This window comes from Sulfitobacter sp. IGS-18 (assembly GCF_059628195.1).
In genome coordinates, this window is the sequence record NZ_CM184556.1 from 2,809,391 (window position 1) to 2,827,343 (window position 17,953).

Sequence of the window (17,953 nt, forward strand, 5' to 3'; positions counted from 1 at the left end):
GATCCTGCCAACATCTTATTTCAGAAGGCCCGCAGCGCCTGCGCGCCTTCGAAAGTCGTGTTTCGCATCCACGGGCCCCGCGCCGGTGCGGTGACCGCATGGACCTTATCTGAGGCTGTCGATCTGAGCCTGAAGGAGGGCGATCGAGCGCTCTTGCGCAGCCAGACGCATGTCCTGCCCCGCGCGGGCCTGTTCCAGTTCCAGGGTATAAAGCGTCAGTTCCTCGACCTTCTTCAGCAGCGTCATCTGCATCGCAGTCATATCGACACCTTTCGCAGCAATTTCCGCCGCCGATGGTACATCCGGCAGGTGGGAGTTTTCGTCAATGAACGCCTGCACCTCGGAGAGCGGGCGCAGCGCGTAATCATGTGCAAAGACGTAGTCGGGGACATTCAACTGGGTGTTGTTCACCACCAGCGTGCCGGTGATATTGACCTCTCCGGGTTTGCCGTTCCGGCCGAGACGGATCAGGTTGTTGTTTGCGGCATTGTCGATTTTCAGCGGCGTGTTGCCACCGGCAATACCGACATTCAAGCGACCGGAATCCTGCTGATTGCGGAATTCCCATGTGGTGGGGATGAGGCCGTTCTGGCGCAGGCGGAAGGCGGCGTCCGATCCAGCCCCATTGGCATCGAATAGCGCGAATGCATCGGTGTTACTGGCGTTCGTGACAATATGTAGCTTTTCTTGGGGGGCGTCTGTGCCCAGCCCAATTTTTTCCCCGTTGATGACGAACGACAATTGGTTGTTTCCACCGGGAACGATCAGGAAAGGTGTGGAGTCTGCAGTCACATCGTAGATCTGAAAACCGGCATTTAGAGAAACCGGATCACCGATCTGCCAGGCTTGTCCGATTGAGGTGCTTTGCAGCCGAAGCGATGGCGAGGAACTGTCCGAAACAATGTGCATATCTGCCTGTGGGATGGAGGTGCCCAAACCGATATCGCCATCCGCTGCCACAAACAGGCTGCTGGTCGGCGCATCGCCCTCGACCACGAATGGCGTGGTGTTCGCCGTCAGGTTCCTGAGAATGAATCTTTCCAGCCCGGTCGATCCTGTTTCATTCGCTTCGAGCGCCCAGTCGGCTGTTGGGAATCCGGAGCTGGTGGAGTTATCTTCAAACACGACCCGCGTGTTGTTGCCTTTGATCACTACGCTATCATAAAGGCCTGCGAATGTTTCGTCAGTTGCGCAACCAAGACCCACGCAAAGGTTGTCGCGGATGGTTGGGCTCGTGCTGCTCAGCACTTCGGCGTGCAGCGGCGCGGCAACAATCAGCAGGTTGAAAAGAAAAGGTGTCAGTAGGAAGTTTCTGTTCAGCATGGTTTTTCCTTCGATAAATTTTTCGAACGTCTCGGTGCAAATCGCTTGACGGCAGTCTCTCGGGTGCCTGCTCCGTCGACTAAATAAAGGAGCAAATCCGGCGTTCTGTAAAACAACCACCAGTAGAGACACTAATCCACCTATTCCGACAGCAGCGCTTCGATCCTGGCCAGTCTTGTCGTCAACGCAGCGATCGTTGCTGTCTGTTCAGAGATCTCCTTCTGCTGCTCCAGCGTATAGAGCGTCAGTTCCTCGATCTTTTTCAGATGCACCATCTGCATAGCGGTCAGGTCCACGCCATTCGCCTTGATTTCGGCCTCTGAGGGGACATCCGGCAGGTGGGAGTTTTCGTCAATGAACGCCTGCACCTCGGAGAGCGGGCGCAGCGCGTAATCATGTGCAAAGACGTAGTCGGGGACATTCAACTGGGTGTTGTTGACCACCAGCGTGCCGGTGATGTTCACCTCTCCGGGCAGTCCGTTGCGCCCCAGCCGCAACAGGTTGTTGTTGGCGGCATTGTCGATCTTCAGCGGCGTGTTGCCGCCAGCGATGCCCACGTTCAGACGGCCGGAATCCTGCTGGTTGCGGAATTCCCATGTGGTTGGGGTCACGCCGTTCTGGCGCAGCCGGAATGCCGCGTCAGAACCTGCGCCATTGGCATCGAACAATGCGAAAGCGTCGGTGTTGGTGGCGTCGGAACGGATGTGCAGCAGTTCCCCGGGCGTATCGGTGCCAAGCCCGACAAAGCCATCGGTGTCAATGTAGAGCCGACTGGAATTGTCCGTCAGGTCGCGGATTTCGAAGGTGTCGGCGGCGGTCAGTTCCCAGGAATGCGCGCTGCCGCCACTCCTGGTCATGCGGATCGCGGCTTCGTTTCCTGTATCGACAAGATGCACCTTGGCCTGCGGGATCGAGGTGCCGAGGCCCAGATTGCCCGACGTGGCAAGCCAGAAGGCATCGTTCGGCACTGCGCCTGCAATGGTAAAGGGCGTGGTGGCTGCCGAGTTATCCTCGACCGAGAAACGGTCAATCCCGCCGCTGTTGGGATCGTTGACGCGCAAGGTCCAGTCGCGGTTGGGCACGGATGCACCCGACGTATCGACAAACTCGATGGAATTGTTGGTATATCTTAACCGCAGCGCGGTCTCATTGGGAATAACCTCGCCGGGATTGCAGCTGTTGCCCATGCAGACCTTGCCGTCAAGGACGGTCAGGTCTTCGACATAGAGGCTGCCTTCGGACGGGTTTCCAACCTGCCCGACTGCGAGCGGCACCTGGATCACCAGATCGCCTTCGATGTTGACATCATTGGGGTGGGTGGTCTGAGCCAGAACAGGTGCCGCAAACAGGCAGAACATGGTGCAGAAGGACGGGGCAGGTAATTTAATCGGCATCATAGCCTCCTGGGCACCTGGTGGCCCCGGCCCGGCCAGGGAACATGGTGCAAAAAAGTTTATCAAAATGAGGACACAGCAAGGCGCCCGGTGCAGCAAGTTAGCGCCCGGCATTGCCTTGCGTCAATTGTTTCGGTGGCGCGGGTCAAACCGCGCTGCTGCACCCGGGCCGTCTGGGTCCGGTCAGGACGGGCATGAGGGACTTCCATCTGGGCCGGTTTGCCCTCTTGCAGGCGGCGCGTTTGCAGGCGGCTCTTGCGTTCTGCCGGGGCTTGCAGAGCGTCCGTTCTCAACCTTCTTCAGCAGCGTCATCTGCGTTGCGGCCTTGGCAATGCCCCTGGGTGCGATCCCGCCATCGGACAACAGCGTCGGCAACTGGCTGTTGGCGTCGACAGGGACCGCAGGCATGCCCGGGGGCACAGGCGCAATCCTAAACGCAAGAAGCGGCACCCATTTTCATTTCTGGCCCCGGATCATGGGCCGAAATTCAAATGGATGCCGCGTGGGTCCTTTCACAGGACCGGTTGGCTGTCAGCCGTCGTCCTTATTCGGTCAGCAGCGCCTCGACCCGGGCCAGACGATCACGCAGATCGCTGTTCTCCTGTTTCTGCGCCGTGATCGCATCTTCCTGCTGCAGGGTGTAGAGTGTCAGTTCCTCGACCTTTTTCAGCAGGGCCATCTGCATGCCGGTCATGTCCACGCCGCCAGCCGCGATGTCCTTTTCAGAGGGCACTTCCGGCAGGTGGCTGTTCTGATCAATGAATGCCTTCACCTCTGACAGGGGCCGCAGCACGTAGTCATCCTTGAACACATAGTCCGGCACGGAAAGCGCGACATCGTTGACCAGCAGACGCCCGGTAATCCGGACCACATCGGTTTCATTGTTCGAGCCAAGACGCAGCAGGTTGTTGTCGGCCTGATCGTCGATCTTGAGCGGTGTGTTCCCGCCCGCAATGCCGATATTCAGACGGCCCGAGTCCTGCTGGTTGCGGAATTCCCAGGTTGTCGGGATCAGGCCGTTCTGGCGCAGCCGGAAGGCCGCATCGGAGCCGCTGCCATTGGCATCGAACAGGGCAAATGCATCAGTATCCGGCGCGTTCGAGCGGATATGAAGCTGCTCCTCCGGTGCCGCAACACCGAAACCGACCCTGCCAGTTTCCGTGATGATCAGGCTGTCATTGGGCGCATCCGCTTCAATGACATAGGGAATCTTGGTGTGGGTCACATCCACAATCAGAAAGTTGCTTTCATTGGCAACCACATCCCAGATCTGGGCTCCCGGCCCACCGGCGGTCTGCTCAAGCCGGATGCCGGGGCTGTCGGTGGCCGTCAGGTGCAGATCCCGCATCGGGAATTGCGTGCCCAGACCGACATGGCCGGTGTCATCAAGGATAAAGCCGTTGCCCGGCGCTCCCGCCATGATGCGGAAGGGTTGCTGGCCCCCGGTGACATCCGTGATGGCAAAATAGCTGTCGCCGGTCGGATCATTGTCGTTGATATTGATGCGCCAGTCGTTCAGGGGCGCGGGCGACACCGAGGTATCGTTGAACAGAATACTGACATCTGTGCCTGCCAGTGTCAGTTCGTCATCGGGCGATTCAAAATCGTCGTCACATCCCCCCCCGATACAAAGGCCGACACCCAGAAGGGCCCCCAGGTCAAGATCAATATCAATGATCTGAGCCTGTGCCGGAACACTTGTCATCGTAATGGGCAGAATCGCCGCGATCAGGGATTTCCTAAAATTGGTCATTTCACTTCTCCAAACCAGTACCCCTATGGTTGTAGGCGGAGAATCCGAATAAATTTTGACGAGATTTCTCAATATTACGGATTGGACCCGTTCTATTAACTGAATCTTAATTAAATTTACGTAGCCAACAAAATCAGGCACTTCCGGGGGCTGAATCTCGGAAATCACGGGGAACCGGTGGGAAAAGCGCCCAAAATGTGCCGCTCGCCTGCAAGTTGTAGGCGAAAGGATTAACATTACTGAATTTTCGCAGGCCGCATACAGCGCCACACTCGCACCGGAACACAAGGCCGTTCAGACCTTGGAGTCGTTCAGACCCTGTTTTGCTTCGCTCTACGGGTTGCGAAACAAAACAGGTCTTTCGGCAGCTTTATAGCATATGTGACGATAAAGTCATCCGTTAAAATTCAACTACCGCGCGAATGGACTTTCCTTCATGCATCAACTCGAAGCCGTAGTTGATCTCATCCAGGGTCAATTTATGCGTAATCATCGGGTCGATCTCGATTTTTCCGGACATGTACCAATCGACGATCTGCGGCACATCGGTCCGGCCCTTTGCACCGCCAAAGGCCGTGCCGCGCCAGACCCGCCCGGTCACCAGCTGGAAGGGACGGGTGGAAATTTCGGCCCCGGCAGCAGCCACACCGATGATGATGCTTTCGCCCCATCCCTTGTGTGCAGCTTCCAGCGCGGTACGCATCACCTTGGTGTTGCCCGTCGCATCAAAGGAGTAATCCGCCCCGCCGCCGGTCAGTTCGACCAGATGCGCGACCATGTCACCCTCTACATTGTTGGGATTGACGAAGTCGGTCATGCCGAAATACTTCGCGATCTCGGCCTTGTCGTCGTTCAGGTCAACGCCGACGATCTGGTCCGCACCCGCCAGCCGCAGCCCCTGGATCACGTTCAGCCCGATGCCGCCAAGGCCAAAGACCACGCAGCGCGCCCCGATCTCGACCTTGGCGGTGTTGATAACCGCCCCGATCCCCGTTGTCACGCCGCAGCCGATATAGCAGATCTTGTCAAAAGGCGCATCCTTGCGCACCTTGGCCAATGCGATTTCCGGCACCACCGTGTGATTGGCAAAGGTGGAACAGCCCATGTAGTGATGGATGGGCGTGCCATCCAGCATGGAGAACCGCGTGGTCCCGTCCGGCAAAAGCCCCTGCCCCTGTGTCACGCGGATCGCCTGGCAGAGGTTGGTCTTGCCTGACAGGCAATATTCGCACTGCCGGCACTCCGGCGTATAAAGCGGGATCACATGATCGCCCGGTTCCAGCGTCGTCACACCTTCGCCGACTTCCAGCACGATACCGGCACCCTCATGGCCCAGGATCGCGGGAAAGATGCCTTCGGGATCGTCGCCCGAACGGGTGAATTCATCGGTGTGGCAAAGCCCGGTCGCCTTGATCTCGACCAAGACCTCGCCCTTCTTTGGCCCTTCGAGGTTCACTTCCATGATCTCTAACGGTTTACCTGCCTCAACGGCGACGGCTGCACGGGTCTTCATCATGGGGAGTCCTCCGGTTTTGAATTTCTGGCAAAAGGCCCAAGCTGGGCCGCGATGTCAAGCGGCGCGCGCCTGTCGGGCAAGAAATACCAGCCGGTGACAGGGCTCAGCCGCCCAGCGGCGCATTCGACTTGATCCGCCGCAGCACGACATTGGTCTGCGCCGAGTTGACGGCGGGCTGCACGAAGAGGAAATCTTCGAGGAAGGTATTGTAGGCGTCGATGTCCCGGCACAGCACCCGCAGGTGATAATCCGCCTGCCCTGTGGTGGCAAAACACTCCGTCACTTCCTCGCGCAGCTGCACCGCCGCGATGAAGCGCGCCAGCGCCTGGGTGTCGTGGCGGGTCAGATGCACATGCACGATCGCCTCGAACCCAAGGCCCATCGCAACCGGATTCACCATCGCGCCATAGCGTTCGATCACCCCTGCCTCTTCCAGCGCCCTGACCCGCCGCCAGCAGGCCGAGGCAGAGATATTCAACTTTTCCGCCAGCTGTGCGTTGGACTGACGGGCGTCCTGCTGCAGCAGGCGCACAAGTTTGCGATCAATGGCTTCCATCTACCTTCCTGAATTATCTGTTCACCAGAGGGCGTACTGATGAATTATTCACCCGGATATCACAAGGGACGAAGCGAGAATAGACAACAAATACCGGCAAAACTGCGCTAAACTGACCTTTCAGGAGGCATTTCACATGACCAAGCAGGACCAGAATTTTTCCACCTATGCGCTGGACGACCGCTACGCGCTGCCGCGCGGGCGCGTCTTCATGACCGGCACGCAGGCACTGGTGCGCATCATGCTGGACCAATCACGGCGCGATCAGGCGGCGGGGCTGAACACCGCCGGTTTCGTCTCGGGCTATCGCGGCTCCCCGCTGGGTGGTCTGGATCAGGAGATGTGGCGCAACAAGTCGCGCCTGGACGCGGGCCGCATCAAATTCCTGCCTGCGGTGAACGAAGACCTTGGTGCAACCGCCGTTCTGGGCGCGCAGCAGGCCCATTTGGACCCCCATGCGGAGGTCGAGGGCGTCTTTTCCATGTGGTACGGCAAGGGACCGGGCGTGGACCGCTCGGGCGATGCGCTGAAACACGGCAACGCCTATGGCTCCGCCCCCAAGGGTGGCGTGCTGGTGGTGGCGGGTGACGATCACGGCTGCGTCTCTTCCTCCATGCCGCATCAATCCGACGTGGCCTTCATGGCCTGGTTCATGCCCACGCTGAACCCGGCCAGCGTTGCCGAATATCAGACCTTCGGCGAATACGGCTTTGCCCTGTCGCGCTTCACCGGCACCTGGGTCGGGTTCAAGGCGATTTCCGAAACGGTGGAATCCGGTGCCTCCGTCGATCTGGCCCCGGACCGCGAATTCCTCCAGCCCGATTATACCGCGCCACAGGGCGGGCTGCATGTGCGGCTGGGCGATCTGCCCTCGCCGCTGATCGAAACCCGCCTGCACGACAAACTTGAGGCGGTCGAGGCCTTTGTCGAGGCCAACCCCATCGACCGGCGCATCTACGACCTGCCCGACGCCTCCTTCGGCATCGTGACCACCGGCAAGGGGCATCTTGACCTGATGGAGGCGCTGCGCCTGCTGGGCCTGACCGAGGACCGCTGCCGCGCGCTTGGCATCGACATCTACAAGGTCGGCATGGTCTGGCCGCTGGCCCGGCGCGATGCGCTGGCCTTTGTCCGCTCCAAGCGCGAAGTGCTGGTGATCGAGGAAAAGCGCGGCATCATCGAAAGCCAGTTCAAGGAAGCGTTTTACGACTGGCCCGGCTCCAAGCCCGCGCGCATGGTCGGCAAGCACGACGAGAACCTGGAGGAACTGGTACCCTGGACCGGCGAGCTGTCGCCGCTGAAACTGGTGCCGATCCTCGCCGCGCGGCTGCATGCCTTCTTCCCCGGCGAGGGTCTGCAGGACAAGGCCCGCGCGCTGACCGACATGCCGCCCACCCTGCTCAACGTGCCCGGCGCCACCCGCACGCCCTATTTCTGCTCGGGCTGCCCGCATAACACCTCGACCAGGCTGCCCGAAGGCTCCACCGCCAATTCCGGCATCGGCTGCCACGTCATGGCCTCCTGGATGGACCGCGACACCGCCGGTTTTGCCCAGATGGGCGGCGAAGGCGTGCCCTGGATCGCCACCTCGATGTTCAACGGCGGCAAGCATGTCTTCCAGAACCTTGGTGAAGGCACCTGGTATCACTCCGGTTCGCTGGCGATCCGGCAGGCCGTGGCCGCCAAGACCAATATCACCTACAAGATCCTCTATAACGACGCCGTCGCCATGACCGGCGGCCAGCCGGTGGACGGCCCGGTCTCTGTCAGCGGCATTGCGCAGGCGGCGCGGGCCGAGGGGGTCACCCGCATCGCCATTGTCTCTGACATGCCGGAAAAGTTCACGCAGGGCGACTTTCCCAGGGGGACCACCTTTGACCACCGCCGCGACCTGGACACGGTACAGCGCGAGCTGCGCGACATTCCGGGCGTCACCGTCCTGATCTACGAACAGATGTGCGCCACCGAGAAACGCCGCAAGCGCAAGCGCGGCACGCTTGAGGATCCGCCGAAGTTCGTGATGATCAACGATCTGGTCTGCGAAGGTTGCGGCGATTGTTCGCTGGAATCCAACTGCCTGAGCGTGGAACCGAAAAAGACCGAATTCGGCACCAAGCGCCAGATCAACCTGAGCACCTGCAACAAGGATTATTCCTGCCTCAACGGCTTCTGCCCCTCTTTCGTGACCATCGAAGGCGCCACCCGCCGCCGCAAATCCGGTGCCGGTTTCGACGTGGCCGAAATGGCCGCCGCCCTGCCCGACCCCGAGATGCCGCACCTCGACGACCCCTATGACCTGCTGGTCACCGGTGTCGGCGGCACCGGCGTGGTGACCGTGGGCGCGCTGATCTCCATGGCGGCGCATCTGGAGGGCAAGGGCGCCTCCGTGCTCGACTTCACCGGTTTCGCGCAGAAATTCGGCACCGTGCTGGGCTATGTGCGGCTCGCCAACCGGCCCGATGATGTGCATCAGGTCCGGATCGAGGAAGGCCACGCCGACGCGGTGATCGGCTGCGACATGGTGGTAAGCTCCGCACCCAAGGCCTCGGCCCATTACCGCAGGGGTACACGGATCGTGCTGAACCGGGCGGAAATGCCCACCGGCGACCTGGTGCTGAACCGCGATGCCGATCTGGCGATGGACAGGCGCGAGGCGGTCATCGCGGGCGTTGTCGGTGCCGGGAACCTCTCTGCCTTCGATGCCAATGCCATGGCCGAACGGCTGATGGGCGACGCCGTCTTTGCCAATGTGATGATGCTGGGCTTTGCCTGGCAGAAGGGTCTGGTGCCGGTCTCGCTCACCGCGCTTTATCAGGCGATCGAGCTGAACGGCGTGGCCCCCGACCGCAACAAGGACGCCTTTGCCTATGGCCGCGTCATGGCGGCGGACCCGGGCAAGCTGGCCCTGCCCCAACCGACCCCGCCGGATGAGACGGTTCAGGGCCTGATCGACCGGCGCATGGATTTCCTGACCGATTACCAGGACACCGCCTATGCCCGCCGCTACGCTGAGACACTGGCCCGTTTCGCCAATACCGGCGCGACCGATGCCATGCAGCGCGCGGCAGCGAAATCGCTGTTCAAGCTGATGGCCTACAAGGACGAATACGAGGTCGCCCGCCTGCACAGTCAGACCGGATTTGCGGCGCGCATCGCCGAGGAGTTCGAGGGCGATTACAAGGTCAGATACCACCTCGCCCCGCCGATCTGGCCCACCGGCCGTGACACCCGTGGCCGCCCCTTCAAGAAGAGCTTTGGCCCCTGGATGGGGTCTGCCTTCCGCCTGCTGGCCCGGATGAAACGCCTGCGCGGCAGCTGGGCGGATGTGTTTTCCTACGGGGCGGACCGGCGGCTGGAAGTGGCGCTGATCGGCTGGTACGCGGATCTGCTGGACCAGGTGGCCCGCAGCGCATTGCCAGAGGAGGACAAACTGGCCCTGCTCGCCGCACCGATGGAAATCCGCGGCTACGGTCCGGTCAAGGAAAAGGCGGCTGAAAAGATCCGCGCCGAGGTGAAGGCGCTGCTGTCGGCGTAACGTTTTCTTCAAAGAAAACGGCCCGGAGTTTTCAATAACTCCGGCACGCGGCAAGGCACAATCAGGGAAACGACAGCCGAAAGCGCCGGACCCAGGCACAAGTGCTGCCGCCAGCCTTACGTTTTCTTCAAAGAAAACGGCCCGGAGTTTTCAAAAACTCCGGCGCGCGGCAAGGCACGGCAAGCGCTCAAAGGGTCATCACCCCCGGCGCGCGGGCCGGATCAGGCCGCAGCTCTCAGTCCAGATCCCGGATCACCGCATAGGCCGCCCGGTAACGCGCATGGCCATCGGCCATCGCATCGCTCAGGGCCGGGTCAGGTGCCATGCTGCGCGCGATCGGGGGTTTGGCGGCAATCTCCGCCCCGGCTCCGGTCGCGGCCATCTGACCCAGCCGCGCCGCACCCATGGCCGCACCGAAATCGCCCGCCTGCGGCACCTCCAGCGGAAAGCCCAGGGTGCTGGCCAGCATCGACAACCAATGATCCGACCGTGCCCCGCCCCCCAGCGCCAGCGCGCTTTCGATCCGTGTGCCGGTTGCCCCCAGGGCGAGGTTGCAATCGGCAAAGGCATAGCTGACCCCCTGCAATACCGCACGGGCCGCCGCGCGGGCATCGGTGGCGTGATCCAGATGCAGGAACTGCCCCCGGATCGCCGCATCATTATGCGGTGTGCGCTCGCCGCCCAGATAGGGCAGGAACAGCGTCCGGTCCGGAGCCTGCACATTTCCCAGATCGCGGGTCAGATCGGCCGCCGATTGCCCGGTCAGCCGCGCCAGCCATTCCAGGGCATCGGTGGCCGCAAGGATCACCCCCATCTGGTGCCAGGTGTCCGGCACCGCATGGCAGAAGGTATGCACCGCCGTCTCCGGGTCGGGGCGATAGCCGTCATTGGCGGCAAAGAGCACACCCGAGGTGCCCAGCGACAAAAAGGCGGTGCCATCGCGCACCACCCCTGCCCCGATGGCCGCTGCCGCATTGTCCCCGGCACCGCCCGCCACCACCGCGCGCGGCAGGCCCAGCTCTGCCGCCAGATCGGCACGCAGCCGGCCCGAAACCTCCGACCCTTCGACCAGCGCCGGCATCTGCGCGCGGCCAAGATGGCACGCCGCCAGCAGCTCATCGGACCAGTCCCGCGTGCCGGTGTTCAGCCAGGCGGTTCCGGCGGCGTCGGACATTTCCGACACATGTTCGCCGGTCAGGAACAGGCGCAGGTAATCCTTGGGCAACAGCACTTTGGCGATCCTGTCAAAAACCGACCGCTCGTTCTCGCGCACCCATTCAACCTTGGGCGCGGTAAAGCCGGGAAAGACGATGTTGCCGGTGATCTCGCGGAACTGCGGCCGGGCATCCATCGCGGCGGCCTGCACATGGCTGCGGGTGTCGTTCCACAGCATGCAGGGCCGCAGCGGTGCGTCATCGGCACCGATCAGCGTGGCCCCATGCATATGCCCCGACAGGCCGATGCCCGCGACGCCCGAACAATCATGCGCCGCCGCCAGGGCGCCCAGCGCCTGCACCGCCGCGTCACACCAGCTTTGCGGGTCCTGCTCGGACCAGCCTGTGCCGGGGCGCTGCACGCTCAACGGCACCGCATGTTCCGCCAGCACCTCATGCGCGTCATTTATCAGGATCGCCTTCAGCGAGGATGTTCCCAGATCAAGGCCGATGAACATCAGGCGGCCTCGCGCGGGTTCTTGCCCAGGATGATCATCGACAGGATGTCATCCTCCGTCACATCCTCGACCCTTTCGGTGCCGACCATCTGGCCGTTCTTCATCACCGCCACGCGGTCGCACAGCTCCATCATCTCGCGGGTGTCATGGCTGATCAGGAAAATGCCCAGCCCCTGTTTCTTCAGCTCCTGGATCAGTTCGGCCACCATCGCGGTCTCATGCACCCCCAGCGCCGCCGTAGGTTCATCCATGATCAGGATCCTGGCGTTGAAATAGACCGCGCGGGCAATCGCCACCGACTGGCGCTGCCCGCCCGACAGGGCCGACACCGGCTCTTTCAGCTTCTTGAAGTTGGGGTTGAGCCGCGCCATGATCTTGCGCGTCTCCGCCTCCATCCGGTCGTCATCGACAAAGCCGAGCCCGGTGATCAACTCGCGTCCCAGAAACAGGTTGCAGGCGGCATCCAGATTATCGGCCAGCGCAAGCGTCTGGTAGATCGTCTCGATGTTGTAGTCGCGGGCGTCGCGGGGCGAATGGATCGTGGCACGTTTGCCCTCGATCCAGATCTCGCCGGAATCCATCTTGTAGGCCCCCGACAGCATCTTGATCAGGGTCGATTTTCCGGCCCCGTTATGGCCCAGCAGCCCCACCACCTCGCCTGCGTGCAGGTTGATGCTGACATTGTCCACCGCCTGCACCCCGCCAAAGGCGATGGAGACGTTCTTCATTTCGACCAAAGGTGTCGTCATTTACTTGGCCCCCATTCTCTTGCGATACTGAATGTCGATAAAGACCGCAAAGACCAGCACCGCACCCACCACGATGTTCTGCAAGGGCGCGTCGACCCCCACCATCGCCATGCCCGATTGCAGCGACTGCATGATCAGCGCGCCCAGGATCGCGCCATAGATCGTGCCGATCCCCCCCGACAGCGCGGTGCCGCCGATAACTGCCGCCGCGATCACGCGCAATTCGTCCAGCGTGCCAAGGTCGTTGGAATGGTTTGCCAGCCGCGAGGACGCGACGATGGCGGAAATGGCGCAGAGCACGCCCATCAGGGCAAAGATCTTGACCGTGAGGAACCGCGTATTGATCCCCGACAGCTCCGCCGCATCCGGGTTGCCGCCGGTGGCAAAGATATAGCGGCCAAAGCGGGTGCGCCGCGCAATCACGGTCATCACAACCGCGATGCCCAGCAGCAGCAGCACCGAAATCGGCAGCCCGTAGACCGGGTTGCAGCCCTCGGCCACCTCGCAGCCGTATTTCGCCGGGTCGCGCGCCACCACCCGCTCCGGCACGCCGTAATTGGTCAGGATCGCGATGAACCCCGCAATGGCAGCGGTGGCGATCACCGCCAGCGTCACCTCGGCCCAAAGCGGCTTGACCGGAAAGTCATGCGCCACCTTCACCCAGCGGGCGTTGAAGATCAGGATCACGGTGGCCGCGATGGCGATGACACCCAGCCCCCAGCTCAGCGGTCCGCCAAGGGTTCCGTTGATACCGCCGAAGGTCATGAAGGTACTGTCCAGCGGCCCGATGGTCTGGCCCGCCGTCTGATACCAGCCCACGTTGCGCCAGATCAGGAAACCGCCCAGCGTCACGATAAAGGCGGGAATGCCCTGGTATCCGATCAGCCAGCCATTGAAGGCCCCGATCATCCCGCCAAAGATCACACCCACGGTGATGGCGATCCACGGGATCGCCCAATGGCCGATCTCCAGCCCGAGGCCCGGCAACCAGCGCACCTGCGTCATCGCCATCAGCGCCGAACAGGCCGCGAGGATCGCGCCGACGCTCAGGTCGATGTGGCGCGTGACGATGACAAAGACCATCCCCGTCGCCATGATCGCGACCGAAGCCGTCTGGATCGTCAGGTTGAAGATGTTGCGCGGCGTCAGGAAACGCCCGTCAGTCAATACGTTGAATACCAGCGCCACCAGAATGAAAGCCCCGATCATGCCCAGCAAACGGGTGTCGATCTCAAGCGAGTTCAGAAAGCTGCGTTTGGGGGCTGTCGGGCTTGGCCGGGTGTCGGTCGTGGAATCGGTCATGTCTATGGCCTTCGCATATGGCGCGACGGGCCCCTGCAGGGCCGTGCGGCGCGGTGCGGAATCAGGGGGTGTGCATCAGCTGCGCGGCGCGCGGCTGAATGATATCTCGGGGGCGGCGAGGGCCGCCCCCGGATCACGGTCAGTTACAGGGTGCAGGACCGTCGGTCACGCCCTGGCACAGGGCCTCCTGGGTGATCCAGCCCGCGTCGGTCACGACGGTCAGGTTGTCGGCGGTCACCGGCACCGGGGCCAGGAACTTTGCCGTCAGCACGGTGCCGCCCGGCGATGTCCATTCCTGCGCGCCCTCGACGGCAGACATTTCGGTGCCGCCGGCCAAGGCCACAGCGATTTCACCCGCAGCCTTGCCCAGCTCGCGCGCGTCCTTCCAGACGGAAACGGTCTGTGTTCCCTTGGCGACGCGGTTCAGCGCGGCGTGGTCGCCGTCCTGACCGGAAACCGGGATGCCTTCCATGCCCTGCGCGGTCAGCGCTGCGACAACGCCACCGGCGGTGCCGTCGTTGGAGGCGACAACCGCATCGACGTTGTTGTCGTTCGCAGTCAGTATCTGCTCCATGTTGCGTTGCGCGTTGGCAGGCAGCCAGCCGTCCGTATAGGCTTCATCGACGATGGTGATCTTGCCCGCGTCGATGGCCTCCTGCAGCACTTCCTGCTGGCCGCCACGCAGGAAATCCGCGTTCGGATCGGTGGGCGAGCCCTTGATCATCACGTAATTGCCTTCCGGCTGCGCCTCGAACACGGCACGGGCCTGCATCCGGCCCACTTCCACGTTGTCGAAGGTCAGATAGAAGGCCCGGCTGTCTTCGATCAGGCGGTCATAGCCGACAACCGGAATCCCCTCGGCCGCGGCGGCATCCACGGCGGGGCCGATCGCGGCACTGTCCTGCGCCAGAATGATCAGCGCATCGACGCCCTGGGCGATCAGGCTTTCCACGTCCGACAATTGCTTGGCCGAGGATGATTGCGCATCGGCGGAGACATAGGTCGCGCCGGCAGCTTCCAGAGCGCCCTTGATTGCGGCCTCATCGGTTTTCCAGCGCTCTTCCTGGAAATTCGACCAGCTCACGCCGACCGTCATGCTGTGACTATCCGCCCAGGCGAATGATGTGAAACCTGCGACCGCAACGCCAGCCGCGAGCATTTTTTTGAACATGTCGTCCTCCCTTATGATTCCCCCTGTCGCGCAGGAGGCGAGTCAGTTGACCCTGAGAATAAGGTCGCTCAATTTATTTTAGCTGTCAAAATAATAATTCTCAAAACGCTCTTATATTCACAGATTTTCCTTCCCAAACGCCAAAGTCTTCGCCAAAATCATGAGAAGCGGCCCATTGACGGGTTATTTATGTTTAGAGACTGAATTTATGGACGGCCATAGTACTGATCTCGCAGAGAGCCCGCTGCAAGGATGCGGGCCGCAACTGAGCAAAGGGCGGGCAGCTAACACCCCGCTGCGTGTCCAGATTTTCGATTATGTACGCGCATCCGGTTCCGCTGCAAGGGCCGACATCACCCGCGCGCTTGATATCAGCGCAGGCTCGGCCACCACCCTCACGGCAGACCTGATTGCGGCGGGATTGCTGCGCGAGGTCACCGGCATGACGCGGGAGGCCGGGCGCGGCCGCCCCCCCGTCGCGCTGCAGGTCGTGCCCGACGCGGCCCATGTCATCGGGATCAAGCTGTCCTACAACCGGCACACCGCGGTGCTGACCGATTTTGCGGGCAATATCCTGGCGGATACCGCGCTGCCCACCACCCAGGCCGTTCACTCCATGTCGCAGCTGATGGAAGAGATCGGCGCGCTGATCGACCGGATACTTGCCGAGAGCGGCAAGGCCCTTGCCGACATCCGCGCCGTCGGCATCGGCATGCCCGGCATCGTCGAATTCGATACCGGCACCATCGCATGGTCGGCCCTGCTGTCGGAACGCGACCAGAACCTGCGCGCGGCTTTTGCAACGCGCTTCGACATGCCGGTCTATATCGACAATGACGCCAATATGCTGACCCTTGCGGAACTCTGGTTCGGCGAAGGACGGCAGAAAAGCGATTTCGCGGTGGTGACCATCGAAAACGGCGTCGGCATGGGGCTGGTGCTGAACAACCGCCTCTATCGCGGCGCGCGGGGCATGGGCCTGGAACTGGGCCACACCAAGGTGCAGCTTGACGGCGCGCTCTGCCGCTGCGGCCAGCGCGGCTGTCTTGAGGCTTATCTGGCCGATTATGCGCTGGCGCGCGAGGCCGCAACCGCCCTCGGCCCCGGCACCGACACACCGCAAAGCAGCCAGATGCTGCTTGAAACCCTGTTCCAGAATGCCAAGGCCGGGAACCGCGCCGCGCGCACCATCTTTGAACGCGCCGGGCGGTATTTGTCTGTCGGCCTGTCAAATGTCGTGCAATTGTTCGATCCTGAGCTGATCATCCTCTCGGGGGAGCGGATGCAATACGACTACCTTTATGCCACCGAAGTGCTGACGGAGATGCAGGAGCTGACCCTGTCAGAGGGCCGCGCCCCCTGCGAAGTGGCGATCCACGCCTGGGGCGATCTGGTCTGGGCGCGGGGCGCCACCGCGCTGGCGCTGGCGGCACTGACCGACACGCTGATCGGCGGAGAAGGGGAGACAACATGAAACGCGCGCTCCTGCTCGCCTGCCTCCTCGGCACCACGGCCCAGGCCGGCCCGCTGTTCGAGGACATGTCCGGCGCCCTGCCCGCGCACAGCTATACCGGCGGTTGGGAACATTTTGTCGGCGGCGGCGTCGCGGTTTTCGATTGCGACGGCGACAGCCTGCCCGACATCTTTGCCGCAGGCGGAGAGGCCTCTGCCACCCTGATCCGCAACCGGGGTGATTTCCGGTTTGAAGCCGCCCCCCTGCCCCCGCTGACCGGCGTCACCGGGGCCTATCCCATCGACATGGATGCTGACGGGCGGATGGACCTTTTCGTTCTGCGCGCGGGACAGAACATCGCCCTGCGCGGCGGTGCCGATTGCAGCTTTACGGATGCCACCACGCAATGGGGCATCCCAGCCGATACACGGTGGAGCACGGCTTTCACCGCATGGTGGGAGGCCGGTGACAGCCGCCCGACCCTGGCCATCGGCAACTATGTGGACCGCAACGACCCCGATGGCCCTTTCGAGGCCTGCGATGAAAACACCATTCTGCGCCCCGTCGCGGGCGGATATGAAGCCGCGCCGCTCTCGCCGGGCTTCTGCCCCCTGTCGATGCTGGCAGCACGGGATGCACGGGGCCGCCAGACGCTGCGCATCTCCAACGACCGGCACTATTACGTCAAGGGCGGCCATGAACAGATGTGGGACATCGCGGAGCGCCGTTTCCTGGGGCCGGAGGACGGCTGGCAGAACGTGGCGCTCTGGGGCATGGGGATCGCCTCGCGCGATCTTACCGGGGATGGCGCGGACGAGGTGATGCTGACCTCCATGGGCGACCAGCTGTTGCAGATCGCCCAGCCCGACGGCACCTATTCCGCCGCCCCCTATGCCATCGGCACCTATGCCCAGCGGCCCCATACCGGCGGTGACGGACGCCCCTCCACCGGATGGCACGCCGAATTCGGCGATGTGGACAATGACGGCCGCGCCGACCTGTTCATTGCCAAGGGCAACGTGGACCAGATGCCGGGCCTGGCCACCCGCGACCCCAACAACCTGCTGATGCAACAAGCCGACGGCACTTTCACCGAAAGCGCGGCAGAGGCCGGGGTGGCCACCGTCAAACGGTCACGCGGCGCGGCGCTGGCGGATTTCGATGGCGACGGGCGGCTTGACCTGATGGTGCTGAACCGCCGCGCCCCGCTTGAGATCTATCGCAACGTGACCCCCGAGACGGGCCATTGGCTTGGCATTACGCTGAAGCAGAAGGATGGCAACCGCGATGCCATAGGCGCCGTGATCGACCTGCGCAGCGGTCCGCTGCGGCAATCCCTGCAACAGGTGATCGGCGGCGGTCACGCGGGCGGTCAGATGCTGCCGCGTCATTTCGGATTGGGCGCGGCGGAGAGTGCGAAAGTCACGGTCACCTGGCCCGATGGCAGCAGCACGGCACATGACCTCAGCGCGGGCATGACCCACCTCATCGAAAAGCCCTAGCAAGGTATCCCGCCCCGCGCGCGCGGC

Annotated in this window: 12 protein-coding genes; 3 read left to right on the plus strand and 9 right to left on the minus strand. The window is 62.4% G+C overall.

Annotation, left to right across the window (positions count from 1 at the left end; all coding sequences use genetic code 11):
* Positions 1 to 105 precede the first annotated feature (105 nt).
* The 5 genes from ACWNZ3_RS13515 to ACWNZ3_RS13535 form a co-directional block, all read right to left on the minus strand.
* On the minus strand, positions 106 to 1,323 hold the full coding sequence (locus ACWNZ3_RS13515; RefSeq protein ID WP_274577279.1) for a hypothetical protein: 1,218 nt from the start codon (positions 1,321 to 1,323) through the stop codon (positions 106 to 108).
* Between the two features lie 140 nt (positions 1,324 to 1,463).
* Positions 1,464 to 2,717: a hypothetical protein gene (locus tag ACWNZ3_RS13520; protein ID WP_496900266.1), complete on the minus strand. Its 1,254-nt coding sequence runs from the start codon at positions 2,715 to 2,717 to the stop codon at positions 1,464 to 1,466.
* A 544-nt stretch (positions 2,718 to 3,261) separates the two neighbouring features.
* On the minus strand, positions 3,262 to 4,470 hold the full coding sequence (locus ACWNZ3_RS13525; RefSeq protein ID WP_496900267.1) for a hypothetical protein: 1,209 nt from the start codon (positions 4,468 to 4,470) through the stop codon (positions 3,262 to 3,264).
* A gap of 400 nt (positions 4,471 to 4,870) precedes the next feature.
* Positions 4,871 to 5,983 carry an S-(hydroxymethyl)glutathione dehydrogenase/class III alcohol dehydrogenase gene (locus tag ACWNZ3_RS13530; protein ID WP_114275969.1) on the minus strand — a complete coding sequence of 371 codons (1,113 nt, stop codon included), beginning with the start codon at positions 5,981 to 5,983 and terminating at the stop codon, positions 4,871 to 4,873.
* A 106-nt stretch (positions 5,984 to 6,089) separates the two neighbouring features.
* Positions 6,090 to 6,542: an Lrp/AsnC family transcriptional regulator gene (locus ACWNZ3_RS13535; protein WP_496900268.1), complete on the minus strand. Its 453-nt coding sequence runs from the start codon at positions 6,540 to 6,542 to the stop codon at positions 6,090 to 6,092.
* A gap of 136 nt (positions 6,543 to 6,678) precedes the next feature.
* Here ACWNZ3_RS13535 and ACWNZ3_RS13540 point away from each other — a divergent pair, with 136 nt between their 5' ends.
* On the plus strand, positions 6,679 to 10,077 hold the full coding sequence (locus ACWNZ3_RS13540) for an indolepyruvate ferredoxin oxidoreductase family protein (protein ID WP_496900269.1): 3,399 nt from the start codon (positions 6,679 to 6,681) through the stop codon (positions 10,075 to 10,077).
* A gap of 235 nt (positions 10,078 to 10,312) precedes the next feature.
* Here ACWNZ3_RS13540 and xylB read toward each other — a convergent pair whose 3' ends face one another.
* The 4 genes from xylB to xylF all read right to left on the minus strand — a co-directional run bounded on the left by xylB (position 10,313) and on the right by xylF (position 14,971).
* Positions 10,313 to 11,749 (minus strand): xylulokinase, encoded by a 1,437-nt coding sequence (gene xylB / locus ACWNZ3_RS13545; protein ID WP_496900270.1) that lies wholly within the window; start codon positions 11,747 to 11,749, stop codon positions 10,313 to 10,315.
* Positions 11,749 to 12,498, minus strand: coding sequence for an ATP-binding cassette domain-containing protein (locus ACWNZ3_RS13550; RefSeq protein WP_496900271.1), 750 nt, complete (start codon positions 12,496 to 12,498; stop codon positions 11,749 to 11,751). Before ACWNZ3_RS13550 ends, xylB begins: the two co-directional genes overlap by 1 nt.
* Positions 12,499 to 13,800: a sugar ABC transporter permease gene (locus tag ACWNZ3_RS13555; protein ID WP_496900272.1), complete on the minus strand. Its 1,302-nt coding sequence runs from the start codon at positions 13,798 to 13,800 to the stop codon at positions 12,499 to 12,501.
* Between the two features lie 139 nt (positions 13,801 to 13,939).
* A complete protein-coding gene (gene xylF, locus ACWNZ3_RS13560; RefSeq protein WP_114275931.1) occupies positions 13,940 to 14,971 on the minus strand; it encodes a D-xylose ABC transporter substrate-binding protein in 1,032 nt (343 codons plus the stop codon).
* 208 nt (positions 14,972 to 15,179) lie between these two features.
* Between xylF and ACWNZ3_RS13565 the strand changes: the two genes are divergently transcribed.
* Both ACWNZ3_RS13565 and ACWNZ3_RS13570 read left to right on the plus strand, forming a co-directional pair.
* On the plus strand, positions 15,180 to 16,445 hold the full coding sequence (locus ACWNZ3_RS13565) for an ROK family protein (RefSeq protein ID WP_496900273.1): 1,266 nt from the start codon (positions 15,180 to 15,182) through the stop codon (positions 16,443 to 16,445).
* Positions 16,442 to 17,926 carry a CRTAC1 family protein gene (locus ACWNZ3_RS13570; RefSeq protein WP_496900274.1) on the plus strand — a complete coding sequence of 495 codons (1,485 nt, stop codon included), beginning with the start codon at positions 16,442 to 16,444 and terminating at the stop codon, positions 17,924 to 17,926. The genes ACWNZ3_RS13565 and ACWNZ3_RS13570 overlap by 4 nt, the downstream gene beginning before the upstream one ends.
* Positions 17,927 to 17,953: the final 27 nt, after the last annotated feature.